The organism is Pseudomonas sp. SbOxS1 (assembly GCF_013416725.1).
Lineage (GTDB): Bacteria > Pseudomonadota > Gammaproteobacteria > Pseudomonadales > Pseudomonadaceae > Aquipseudomonas.
In genome coordinates, this window is the sequence record NZ_JAAVXC010000034.1 from 1 (window position 1) to 12,197 (window position 12,197).

The window sequence follows — 12,197 nt, forward strand, 5'->3', positions numbered from 1 at the left end:
TAACGCGGTACTACAGACACACCGCAGCGCCGGGTTCGCCGGCAAGCCTGGCTCCTACAAGGGATTGGGGGTATCTGCAAAAGTCAGGTCGGCTGTCAGGCCGCCTCGCTTTGCGTTTGATCTTGATCTGGCTTTTGATCTGGGTGCCCCGTTAACCACGCTGGCCGAACGCAGGCATTGCGCAGTGNNNGCAATGCCGGAGAGAGGGCATGCCGAGCCCTAGCGAGGCACCGAGTGGTGGGGCAAAGCTTTTTGCTTACTTTTCGGCGTTTGGAAAAGTGAGTCGCCGTAAGGGCGAAACCATTAGTGGCCGTTACCGCAGCAATGGATATCCCCCCAATCCAGTTCCCAAATAAACCCCTTGCGCTTGCTCATAGGGTACAACTGGCGTAAACAGAGCGCGCATCGATAGCCGTCGCGAGAGACGGGTATCAATGCGGGAAACACACATCTTGATCAACACGAAAGACGAGGCGAACGTTGGTAGAACGACGTCAGTTCAGCGGTGCCATGAAGGGCAAAAACCTTCGCTACCTCAACGACCATGAAGGCCAATCCGTGCGGGCCCGGGCCGGCTTCCTGCTGCTGGAACATTTTTCGTTGCCGGCATTCACCCAGGCGCTCGATACCATCGTCACCGCCAACCTGCTGCGGCCCGAGCTGTTCTCAACGAAAACCTTCGGCTTGTCCGAAGGGGAAGTCGTCAGCGACCTGGGGTTGGTGATTCGACCCGATGCGCGCCTTGACCCGGTGGAAATACAAACGCTGGATCTGTTGGTTGTCTGCGGTGGCTACCGCACGGCGCTCAAGGCGGATGACGCGCTGACCGGCCTCTTGCAAGGCGCGGCCGAGCAGGGGGTTACGCTGGCCGGCGTATGGAATGGCGCCTGGTTTCTCGGGCAAGCCGGATTGCTGGACGGCTATCGTTGCGCCATACACCCGGAGCATCGCCCGGCGCTGGCGGAAATCGCCAGGCTCACCCAGGTCACCAGCGAAGCCTATGTGGTGGATCGCGACCGCCTGACAGCTTCCAGCCCAACGGGTACTTTCTACATGGCCCTGGAGTGGATCAGGGGCTTGCATGACAAGGCGTTGACTGACGGTATCGAAGATATCCTGGCGTTCGAAGCGTCCCGATTCCGGCGCATCAAACCCTCCTTGAATGTGTCCGTCAGTGGCCCGCTGAGGGAGGTGGTCAACCTGATGGACGCCAATCTGGAAGAGCCGCTGGAGATGGAGGCGCTCTGTCTGTATGCCGGGCGGTCTCGCCGACAGATCGAGCGCCTGTTCAAGGAACAGTTGGGCACGACACCCCAGCGCTACTACATGGACTTGCGCATCACCGAGGCACGTCGATTGCTGCAGCACACCACGCTAACTATCGTCGAGGTCTCGGTGGCCTGCGGTTTCGTATCACCGAGCCACTTCAGCAAGTGCTACAGCGCTTATTTCGGTTACCGGCCGTCCCGGGAAACCCGGCTGGTGAAGTAGTGGCTCGCTGAAGTACCGGGCATCGCGACGATACCCGGTACATGGGTTATTGCGCGCCGAACACCATCGTCCAGTAAACCCCTTGATCACTGCGTGCGTCTGTCGCATAGGCGGCACCCACCTGGGTGAACATCGGGTTCATCAGGTTGGCGCAATGCCCGGGGCTGGCCAGCCAGCCGGCCATGGCCTTGTTCGGTGAGCCTTGGCCGGCGGCGATGTTTTCGCCGATCTGCCGGCCACGGAAACCCGCGGCGCGCGCGCGGTCGGCGGGCATGTCGCCATCGGGGTCCTGGTGGGCGAAGTAATTGCCATAGGCCATGGCTTTGCTGTGCCCTTGCGCCGCAGCGCCGAGGCTGGGGTTCCAGGCCAAGGGCCGCGCGGCGGCGAAGCGTTGGCGACCGCACAGGCGCGGTTTGGCCCGGGCGGCGTTGACCTGGGCGAGCAAGGTTTTGCCGACACTGCGCGGATCGCCCACCTGGTTGTCCAGCACGGGGCGGGCCAGCACCACTTGCCATTCACCGCGACTGCGACTGACGCCGATGTCGGCGTACTGGTTGTCCAGCAAGGCGGCGCAATGGTCACCCTGCAGCATCTCGAACGCCTCTTCGGCATCTTGCGCACCCACCACGCGGATGGAACGCACCGCCACGGCCTGGTACCCGGACGCTTTCAAACGATCGCGCAAACCACCGCCGTAGCCGATCGGCAAGGCCAGGCTCGACTTCAGGGCCAGCGGCGACAAGCGTTGGGCGGGACGCCGTGTGCAGTCTTGCGGATGGGCTCGGTAATCGTTGATGGCGTCCACCAATTGTCGCTCCGCGCCGGCGTGGGCGGGGGTGGAAACCAGGGGCAGCGAGGTCAACAGGCACAGCGAAGTGAAGCGCAAGGCGAGGGCGGTTGGGCGCATGGTGCGGACAGCTCTGATGAGATGACAACGATGGGGAGGAGGAAAAATGCCCGTCTAAGACTGGCGTCTTGAGACAAGGTTCAAGGTGGGGGGAGGCGTTTTTTTGCCGGATCGTGCATCCGACGAAGGGTATGGGGCGACTCTGTGGGAGCGAGCCTGCTCGCGATGGAGGAGCAAGCACCGCGGGGTGTCAGGCCGCCAGCGTTTTCGTTGACGACCATCGCGAGCAGGCTCGCTCCCACAGGGTTTTCATCAAACCTTAAGTGGCCGTTGCCGCAGCAATTGGTCGGCCGTCAGAGACAGGCGTACACCACCAGTTCCACCAGCATCTCCTCCCGAGCCAACCCCGCCACGACGATGGCCGCGCGGTTGGGGTAGGGCGCCTGGAAATACTCGCCATAGATTGCATTCACCGTCGCCAGGTAGCGGCGGTCGGTGACGTAGATCAGCACCTGCGTAACCGCATCCAGGCTGCTGCCGGCGGCTTGCAGGGTATGACGCAGATTGTCCAGGGTCTGCCGGGTTTGCGCCTCGATGCCGCCACTGACGACCTGGCCTTCGCGGTCGATGGGGATCTGCGCGGTGTACAGCGTGCCGTTGCCAACCACCGCCCATTCCAGTGGCGCGCGCGAGGCGAAAAGGTCGGTCTTGATCGCGTGTTTCATTGATTGATTCCTGATGCATTGCAAGGTTTTATCGGGCATCGCTGCTTTCGCCGGCGCCGCGCCGACGCGATTCCTCGGTGCTTTCCACCAGCACCCGCTCGCCCAGTTTTTTCAGCTGGGCCCAGACCTCGTCGTCGACGACCAACCCCTCAGCGGGCTGCGAGTGGGTGGCAGGCTGGGCATCCTCGGCACTGAGTCGCGGCAGCAGCGTGAAGTGCCGGGAGATCAGCACATTGATGCTTTGTTCGTCGCTCTGCGCCGGTTGCGGCAGGTCATGCACCCGCAGGGTCGGGCGGGTTTGTCCGGCGCTGAACGTGGCGACCATTTCCTGGCGCGCATCGCGCCAATAGACGCAAAAATTCAGTGCCTCCGCGGCACAACGCGCCAGGTAACCCAGCAGCAAAATGCGGTTGTGACAATGGCGGATACGGATCAACGCGCTGCCGCCACGCAAGGCCTTGCCTACACCCAGCTCGACCGCCTGGGCGGCGCAGCGCAAGACACTTTGGCCGTGGGCATCGAGGGTCAACTGTGCGGCGTCTTCGTAGCAGGTTTCGATCGGGCGATCGATTTCGTCGTGGAGGAAGGCCAGGGCCTTTTTCAACGCGCCGATGCCATCGAGGCCTTGCAGTTGCAGGCACGCGATCATCTCGGCGGCGTCGTCGCAGTCACCGGGGGCGAAGCCGATGCCCTCGAAGGCCTTGCGGCAGATCACCTGGATTTCATTGAGCGAGACGCGCATATCAGTGTTCTCCGGCAGCGGTGGGCAGTGTCGGCATCACGGCGAAATTCCAGTCGTCGGTGAAAGGCTGGCCAATCTCACTGACCAGCGGAGCCCCCTGGAACAAGGTGATGCGCACCCAGCGGCTGGACTTGGGGTCGAACTTGCCGGCGCCGAAGAACGCCAGTTTGCAGCGCAGCAAGTGGATCGGCAGCATGTTGCGGTCCATCAGGTTGGCGCGAATTTCCCCGAAGGCGCAGCGGGCCATGCCCTGCAGCCGGCACACGGTGCCTTTGAACGACGGCTGGGCGAGCAGGAAATGCGCGGTCAATTGCTGCGGATGTTGTTCGCGGTAGGTCAGCAAGGCGCGGTGGCAACGCTGAATATTGTGGGCGATGCCCAGCTGCATTTCCTTTTCCGCGCCAGGCTCCATGGCGCGTTCCCCCAGGCGCGGTTCTTCCTTTTCCGCCGAGCGATACCAGAAGAAGTGATTGGCCCCGGCATCGCCAAGGTCGTAGTCGAGCGCCCAGCGGTAGCGGGTCTCGATCAGGTGGCACAGCGCGTCCAGCGGCATCTCGGCGTTCAGGCGAAAGCCCTCGTTGACCGACATCTGCCCGGCCAGCGGATCGACCTGTTCGGGGTACAGTTCCAGCAGCAGGCTGACCAGCAATTCCTGGCAGCCGAAGCCGGCGTTCAGCTCGGCCCAATCCTGCAGCCGTGACCACAGGTCGGCGCTGGCGGGCTGGCTGGCGAACCACTGGTTCAGTTGATCCAGATCGGCCAGTGTCTGCTGGTCAATTGCACTTTGCCGTTGGTCCTCGGTGCTGGTTTGTTGCAGGTGCTGACGAGCCCGCTGCAACAGTGCCTGGAAACGCTGCGCGCAGGGCAGTTCAGCCGGTTGAGCCATCACCCGCGCCAGTGCGGTTTCACGGGCATACACCCATTGGTCGACCAGTTGCGGGTGATTGACCAGGAAGGGCGCCATGCCCAGCCCCGTGGAGTTGCCGACCCCCAGGTAGCGTTGCAGTTCGACGTCCAGCCCGACCGCCCGTTGCGGATTGCGCGCCCGGGCCATGTGCTCGATCTGCTCGATGCTGAAATGCCGCAGCAGGTACACGGTGAACATCTGCGCGCTGAACGGTTGGGTGAAATCGGCAGTGTCTTGCAGGCAACTGAAGTCGGCGATGCCGAACTTGCCGTTGCCGTACACGGCGGTGGTGCGATACAGGTAGCCGACCTCGGCCAGTTGCCGTGGGTCTGGCTGGCAACCTTCCGCCAGCGCCCCGAGAAAACGCTCGAAGTTGCGCAGGCTGCGGTTGGCCCGGGACAGCACCAGCACCCGTGCATCGTAACGCCCGGCTTCCTGCAACGGCACGTTGCGCCGCAAGTCGGCCAGTTGCGGCTCGTCGACATCGCCGGCCAGCAGCACGAAGCTGACGTCCCACTGATCGGCGATGACCCGGTCACTGCGTTTTTCCGGCGGCAGGTACGCCGAGAAAATCACACAGTGATAGTGGGCACTGGCGGTGTCGATCCGATAGATCGCCGTGCCGAAGCCTTCGGCGTCGAGGTCGAAGCGGCTGCGCTCGATGCGCCATTGCTCGTTCATCATCTTGCGCATGCTGCTGCGCACGAAACTCAGGCGGCTCTGGAAGTGACTGCCCAGCCGCTCCAGGTCCATGACCCGGGCGGCAGGGCGCAAGGCCGAAGAGGTGTCTGTGTCGGTGTGCGACATCATTGCGATTCCTGGACTGTTCATCATCAGACTGCCTGTTCCCGAGCCATCTGCCGGGCGATGCGCAGTGCATCCCAGAGCGACGGCAGGATCAGCAGCGAAACCGGTACGGCAGTAATTACGATAAAGGATTGCAGCGCCGTGACCCCGCCCGAGCCGATGGTGATCAGCACCACGGCGGCCAGGCCCATGCCGATTGCCCAGAAGGCGCGCAGCCATGGCTTGGGCTTATCATTACTCGACATCGCCATTGCCACGGTGAAGGCCATGGCATCGCCATTGGTGGCCACCGAAATGAAGCTCAGGAACAGGAACAGCGCTGAGATCAGTCCACCCAATGGCAGGTTCTGGGTCACGCCCAACAGCAGGTCTTCGGGCTGTGCACCGTGGGCGGTGACGATGCCCGGGGTTTGCAATTCCATGCCGATGCCGGCGCCACCGACAATGGTGAACCAGAACATGGTCACCAACGGTGCGATGATCGACAGGGTCATGATCACTTCGCGGATGCTCCGGCCCCGGGAAATCTTCGCCACGTACAGCGCCACCATCGGTGCATAACCGATGAACCAGCCCCAGTAGAACACCGTCCACCAGTCCAGCCATTTCGGATCGGCACGGAACAGGGTCATCGGGATGAACTGTTCAATGTGCAAGGCAAACGCCGTGGGGAAACCGCCGAGGATGAACGCGGTGGGCCCGAGCAGCACCATGAACACGGCCAGGCCGATCATCAGCCAGACGTTGATCCCGCTGACGAAGCGGATGCCTTCGAGCCCGACCAGGCAGGAGATGGTGTACATCACCGTGACCAGCACGATGGTGATGGACTGCACCATCAGGTCATTGGGAATGCCCCACACCGAGTGCAACGCGCTGCTGATCTGCAGGCCGAGGAAACCGATCGGGCCGATGGTGCCGGCGACCACGGCGATGATCGACGTGGCATCGGCCAGGGTCCCGATCGGCCCCTTGATTGCACGTTCGCCGAACAGGGGATAGAGCAAGGTACGCGGTGCCAGGGGCAAGCCTTTGTCGTAGTGCAGGTGCATCAGCACAATGGCCAGCAAGCTGCCCAATACCGCCCAGGCGAGGAAGCCCCAGTGCACGAAGGATTGCGCGAGCGCGGCGTGGCCTGCTGCTTCGGTATGCGCTTGCATGCCGGCGAACAGCGGTGGCGGGCTGGCGAAGTGCATCATCGGTTCCGCCGCCGCCCAGAAGGCGCCACCGCCGGCGAGCAGGGCGCACATGATCACGGCGATCCAGTTAAAGGTGCTGGTGTCGGGACGCTGGTCGACGCCGCCGAGCCGGACGCGCCCGCACTTGCTGAAGCAGATGAACAGGCTCATGGCGAAGGTCGCCAGCATCAGGACCTGCCAGTACAGGCCGAAGAATTTCGTCGACCAGGCGAACAGCGTGTTGACCAGCAGCGACACGCCCTGGATGTCGACCAGGGCCGCGATCAGAAAGGCGCCGAGGAAGCCGCCACTGATCAGGAACAGCGGCCAGTCGATGTCTTTTTTCGGTGCGGACGCTTGCAGCGGCTGGCTGTCGGCTTGCAGTGTGGTGGTGGTTTTCATGATGCCTCCAAAATACGCGCCTGGGGCTGTGCATCGCCGGTCGGGGGGATGAACGGGAGGCTATTGTTGTTATTTTTCATGCTGTGCTGTCCTCACGGTGTGAAACCAGGGTCAGTGGATCAAGGGTCAGTTGTGCGCGGTGGTCGCGCTTTCCAGCAGGCGCAACCAGTTGAGTCCCATGATGTTGCGTACCTCGTCCTCGGCGAAGCCACGGTCGCGCAGGCCCTGGGCGATGATCGGGAAATCCCGGCTGTCGCGGAACCATTGCAGCGGTGACGGCCAGTGGGCGTTGTCCTTTGAGCCTTCGCCGTAGTCCTTGTCTTTGCTCCAACGCCCGTTGCGCATCCATTCGAGCACTTGCAGGGGTTGCTGCTGGCACAGGTCGGTGCCGATGCCGATGTGCTCCACGCCCATCAGTTCGGCCGTGCTGGCGACCATGTCGCAGAACGATTCCAGGCTGCAGCCCGACGCGCCCTTGAGGTGGAACGGGTAGGTGCTGAAGCCGAGCAGGCCGCCGGACTCGGCAATCGCCCGCAGCACGGCATCAGACTTGTTGCGCTTGGCGGCGTGGAAACTCGACGGGTTGGCGTGGGAGATGATCACCGGCCGGCTCGACAGCTCAATGGCTTCCAGGGTGCTGCGCTCGGCGCTGTGGGACATGTCGATGAGCATGCCGACGCGGTTCATCTCGGCGATGACCTGGCGGCCGAAGCGGCTGATGCCGTTGTCTTCGTTCTCGTAACAGCCGCTGGCCAGCAGGCTCTGGTTGTTATAGGTCAGCTGCATGATCAACACGCCGAGCTGGCGGAAGACCTCGACCAGGCTGATGTCGTCTTCGATGGGCGAGCAGTTCTGGAAACCGAAGAAGATCCCGACGCGGCCTTCCTGGTGGGCCAGGCGAATGTCCGAGGCCTCACGCACCGGACGGATCAGCTGCGGCCAGGTTTCGAAGCGGCGGTTCCACTCGCCGATGCGCGACAGGGTTTCCCGGGCGTTTTCGTGGTAAGCGATGGTGGCGTGGACCGCACTCAGGCCGCCGGCCTGCATCTGGCGAAAGATGTCTTCGCTCCAGGCGGAATATTGCAGGCCATCGATCATCAATAAATCGTGCATGGTGATCTCCCGTTCAAGGTCGCACGTAGGTGGTCTTGACCACGCTGTAGAACTCGCGCGCGTATTGCCCTTGCTCGCGCGGACCGAAGCTCGAGTTTTTGCGGCCGCCGAACGGCACGTGGTAATCGGTGCCGGCGGTGGGCAGGTTGACCATCACGCAACCGGTGCGGGCGCGGCGCTTGAAGTCGCTGGCATAACGCAGCGACTGGGTGATGATCCCGGCGGTCAGGCCGTATTCGGTGTCGTTCAGTACGGCCAGGGCCTGCTCGTAGTCGCTCACCCGGATCACGCAGGCAATCGGCCCGAACACTTCTTCGCGGTTGATGCGCATCTGGTTGGTAGTGTGGGTGAACAGCGCGGGCCGCATGTAGTGCCCGGCCGGTTCTAGGGCGAGCAACTCGCCGCCTTCGACCAGGGTCGCGCCGTCTTCCTGGGCTTGGTGCAGGTAATCAAGGTTCTGTTGCAGTTGCCGGGCTTCGGCGACGGGGCCGATCTGCACCCCTTGTTCAAGGGCATGGCCGACCTTCAACTGGCGCATGCGTGCGACCAGCGCCTCGACGAACCGGTCATGGATGCCATCGCAGACGATCAGGCGCGAAGAGGCGGTGCACTTTTGCCCGGTGCCGAAAAAGGCACCGTTCAAGGCGCATTCGACGGCGATGCCCAGGTCGGCATCATCCAGCACTACGAGGGCGTTCTTGCTGCCCATCTCCAGCTGACAGCGCACCAGGTTGCTGGCGGTGGCCACGGCGACGCGGCGGCCGGTCTGCAGGGAACCGGTGAACGTCAGCGCATCGATATCGGCCGACTGGATCAGGCTTTCGCCCACCACGCTGCCACTGCCCATCACCAGGTTGAAGGTGCCGGCGGGCAAGGGCTGGCGGCTGATGATCTCGGTCAGGGCCCAGGCGCTGGCAGGCACCAGGTTGGCCGGCTTGAACACCACGGCGTTACCGAAGGCCAGGGCCGGGGCGATCTTCCACGCGGCGGTGGCCATCGGGAAGTTCCACGGGGTGATGATGCCGACCACACCCACCGGTTCGCGATGGACTTCGATGTCGATCCCGGGGCGTACCGAGGCAGCCGTCTCGCCCATCTGGCGCAACACTTCGGCGGCGTAGTAGTGGAAGAATTGCGCGCTGCGATGGACTTCACCGATGCCTTCGGCCAGCGGCTTGCCCTCTTCGCGCGAAAGCAGTTCGCCGAGCTCGTGCTTGCGCGTCATCAGCTCGTCGCCGATGGCCATCAGGATTTGCTGGCGCTGTTCCAGGCCGCTGGCCGCCCACTGCGGCTGGGCGTCACGGGCGGCCGCGATGGCGTCCAGGGTCTGTTCGGCGCTGGCTTGGTGGTAGTGGCCGATCAGGTCTTGGACATCCGAAGGGCTGTGGTTGGCGATAAGGCCCTGGCCTTCGCACCAGTTGCCGCCAATGAAATTTTTGTAGGGTTGCAGTGCCATGGGAACCTCCGATTGCGTTGGTCCCATCTTGAGAGTATTACTCTGCAAATAAAAATTAATAATAAATATGAAACGATAAGGAAAATTAACCGTGTTGCCCGAGCTGAAGATCACCCAACTGCGTTATTTCGTGCTCGTCGCCCAGCTCAAAAGCTTCCACGGCGCGGCGCGGCAGGCGTATCGCACGCAACCGGCGTTGTCGTTGGCGGTGCGCGAGCTGGAACAGAAGCTCGGCCAGCCACTGTTCGAGAAGGGCGGTAAAACCGAGCTGACGCCGTTTGGCGCGCACTGCCTGCCGCTGTTCCAGGATTTGCTTGCCCATCACGATCGCATCGCTCGGGAAGTGAGCCTGCTGGCGCGGCACGAAATCGGCCAGGTGAGCATTGCCACAGTGCCGTCGGTGGCCAGCCGCTTGTTGCCTAACCTGCTCGCACGGTTCGTGGGCGAGCACCCGAAAATGCAGATCAGCATCCAGGACGGCACCGCCGACAGCGTGCAGCAGCTGTTGGTCCAGGGGCAGGTGGACTTTGCCATCAGCAGCGTGTGGGTGGCCGATGAAAACATCGAGTTCGTGCCGATCCTGAGTGACCGGGTCGGGGTGGTCTGTCGGCATGATCATCCGCTGGTGGCCAACGGCGGGGCGCTGCACTGGTCCAGCCTGCAAGCCTATCCGCTGGTGCGCAACGGTACCTCGCGCCTGCTGGCGGGAACCGATGCGGAAGGCTTGCTCGACAGCAGCCTGCTGTTCGTCTCCAACATGATTTCGCTGATCGCGATGCTCGAAGAGGGCATCGGCATCACCACGCTGCCGTCCCTGGCTTTTCCCAAGGGCAATGAACAGCTGGTGTTCCTGCCCCTGGCCGAGCCCCGGGTGGAACGCCAGATCGGCATTCTGTGTCGCAAGGGCCATAGCCTGTCGCCGGCAGCAGCCGAGTTGATGGGGTTTCTGCGGGCGCAGATGCAGATGCCCGGGCTGCAAGGTCAGTGATGGGGCGGTGGTTCCGTCGGCCGTAGTTTGAAGCGGCAGACATCGCCGCCGCGCACCATGCATTCGGTGTGATCGACTTCAGCGCCGCCCAGTGCGCCGATCAACGCCAGGTCCAGTTCACAAACGACCGGGTGCGCGGCGGCGAGACGGTGAAACACGCAGTTGTGGGCGACGATTTCCGGATCGCCGGAGGAGCGAAAAAACACCTCGGCTTCATAGCCTGCCTGATTCATGTGCTGCACGATCTTCGCTTCATCGACGACTTGCTGTTCGCGGTCCAGGGCCAGCTTGCGCCCCAGGCTGCGCATCATCGTCGCCAGCGCTTCGGGGCCGATGATGTCGGCCACTTCATCGATCAGCGCACTGGCGAGCAACTGGTACTGGCGCGGGAACTGCTCCCTTGCGTGGTCGGTGAGTTGATACAGCTGCTCAGGACGACGCCCCGTCGGCCGGGTTTCGCCGCGCAACACCAGGCCATCACGCTCCAGCGCCGCCAGGTGTTGGCGAATCGCCGTGCGCGTGACGGCCAGTTGCTCGGCCAGTTCGTCGATGCTCATGCCGCTGGCATGGTGCAGCAGCGCATTGAGCAGGTCCTGCTGGGTTCGACCCAGTCCTTGCAGCATGGTGTCGCCTCGCGCCGTGTCAGAACTTGTCGGGGAATTGCTTGACCAGTGCCGCGGTCAGTGCGTCCGCCAACGCCAATATGTGCGTGCGCATCATCGACCAGGTACGCGCTTCGCCGGCGTAATCGTGCGCGGCAAATTCATCGATCTGGGCGATGTGATGACCGCCATGGGCCGACAGCAGATTGACCAGCGTCGCCTCCGGCAGATTCGGGTTGGCCCCGGCCAGGAACGCCGCAATCGCCTTGGCATTGCTGGTCAAATCCGCAACGGCGGCCTGCTTGCCTTTGCTGTCCTTGGCCACCGTGGCGTCGCTGTAGTGTTTCACCGCGCCCCAGTGACCGGCAAGCAGCTTGAGCAGTTGATCGGCGGCCGGTTGGCCATAGAGCGGTGCGATGCTGTTGGCGATTTTGGTTGCGTTGTCGACCACCTGGTCCGCCGCCACTTTTGCCTGCTGGCGGTCAGCGGCCTGGTTGGCCAGCGCGTAGTTCCGGATCCAGAAGATGTGCTCGACCCAAAGGTCGCGCAGCGCCAGGCGCGTGGTCAGCGCGGCGCTATCGGCGGTTGGAGCAGCCGCGGGAGCGGTCTGGCTCCAGGCCGGTTGCGCCAGGAAAGCCAGGAGGATCAGTGCAAGGATCTTGATATTCATGACAGCACCCTCTGAGAGTGGAAACGTTCGACAATATCAATTAAAGCATATAAATATGTCTTTATTGAAAGTCGCCGAAATCCCGGATCAGCGGTCGTGCTTACCCCTATTTCTCGCGCAGTTGCTCCGCGATCACCGCGACCCTGTAGGAGCCCGGCTTGCCGGCGAAGGCGGCCTTGAATATTGCATGGGGCTCTCGGGCCTCTTCGCTGGCAAGCCAGCTCCTACAACGTTTGTGCAGGGCGCGGATCCGTGGTCGCCTCGGAACT

The 12,197-nt window shown here is 62.9% G+C and carries 11 protein-coding genes; 2 read left to right on the forward strand and 9 right to left on the reverse strand.

The window, feature by feature from the left end; genetic code table 11:
• Positions 1 to 480 precede the first annotated feature (480 nt).
• On the forward strand, positions 481 to 1,491 hold the full coding sequence (locus HFK74_RS26530) for a GlxA family transcriptional regulator (protein WP_180206064.1): 1,011 nt from the start codon (positions 481 to 483) through the stop codon (positions 1,489 to 1,491).
• Between the two features lie 46 nt (positions 1,492 to 1,537).
• Here the strand turns inward: HFK74_RS26530 and HFK74_RS26535 are convergent, their stop codons facing one another.
• The 7 genes from HFK74_RS26535 to HFK74_RS26565 all read right to left on the reverse strand — a co-directional run bounded on the left by HFK74_RS26535 (position 1,538) and on the right by HFK74_RS26565 (position 9,668).
• On the reverse strand, positions 1,538 to 2,398 hold the full coding sequence (locus tag HFK74_RS26535) for a CAP domain-containing protein (RefSeq protein ID WP_180206065.1): 861 nt from the start codon (positions 2,396 to 2,398) through the stop codon (positions 1,538 to 1,540).
• Between the two features lie 293 nt (positions 2,399 to 2,691).
• On the reverse strand, positions 2,692 to 3,063 hold the full coding sequence (locus HFK74_RS26540; protein WP_180206066.1) for a RidA family protein: 372 nt from the start codon (positions 3,061 to 3,063) through the stop codon (positions 2,692 to 2,694).
• A gap of 28 nt (positions 3,064 to 3,091) precedes the next feature.
• Positions 3,092 to 3,805 (reverse strand): DUF3726 domain-containing protein, encoded by a 714-nt coding sequence (locus tag HFK74_RS26545; protein WP_180206067.1) that lies wholly within the window; start codon positions 3,803 to 3,805, stop codon positions 3,092 to 3,094.
• A gap of 1 nt (position 3,806) precedes the next feature.
• Positions 3,807 to 5,522 carry a hypothetical protein gene (locus HFK74_RS26550; RefSeq protein ID WP_180206068.1) on the reverse strand — a complete coding sequence of 572 codons (1,716 nt, stop codon included), beginning with the start codon at positions 5,520 to 5,522 and terminating at the stop codon, positions 3,807 to 3,809.
• 23 nt (positions 5,523 to 5,545) lie between these two features.
• Complete coding sequence (locus HFK74_RS26555) at positions 5,546 to 7,099, reverse strand: BCCT family transporter (protein WP_180206069.1); 1,554 nt, start codon at positions 7,097 to 7,099, stop codon at positions 5,546 to 5,548.
• Positions 7,100 to 7,225: 126 nt separating this feature from the next.
• Positions 7,226 to 8,212, reverse strand: coding sequence for a dipeptidase (locus tag HFK74_RS26560; RefSeq protein WP_180206070.1), 987 nt, complete (start codon positions 8,210 to 8,212; stop codon positions 7,226 to 7,228).
• Between the two features lie 13 nt (positions 8,213 to 8,225).
• Positions 8,226 to 9,668: an aldehyde dehydrogenase family protein gene (locus tag HFK74_RS26565; protein WP_180206071.1), complete on the reverse strand. Its 1,443-nt coding sequence runs from the start codon at positions 9,666 to 9,668 to the stop codon at positions 8,226 to 8,228.
• A 91-nt stretch (positions 9,669 to 9,759) separates the two neighbouring features.
• Between HFK74_RS26565 and HFK74_RS26570 the strand changes: the two genes are divergently transcribed.
• On the forward strand, positions 9,760 to 10,656 hold the full coding sequence (locus tag HFK74_RS26570) for a LysR family transcriptional regulator (protein WP_180206072.1): 897 nt from the start codon (positions 9,760 to 9,762) through the stop codon (positions 10,654 to 10,656).
• On the opposite strand, the gene HFK74_RS26575 is transcribed toward HFK74_RS26570, so the two are convergent.
• Both HFK74_RS26575 and HFK74_RS26580 read right to left on the reverse strand, forming a co-directional pair.
• Complete coding sequence (locus tag HFK74_RS26575; protein WP_180206073.1) at positions 10,650 to 11,279, reverse strand: metalloregulator ArsR/SmtB family transcription factor; 630 nt, start codon at positions 11,277 to 11,279, stop codon at positions 10,650 to 10,652. The genes HFK74_RS26570 and HFK74_RS26575 overlap by 7 nt on opposite strands.
• 19 nt (positions 11,280 to 11,298) lie before the next feature.
• Complete coding sequence (locus HFK74_RS26580; RefSeq protein ID WP_180206074.1) at positions 11,299 to 11,928, reverse strand: hypothetical protein; 630 nt, start codon at positions 11,926 to 11,928, stop codon at positions 11,299 to 11,301.
• Between the last annotated feature and the right edge of the window lie 269 nt (positions 11,929 to 12,197).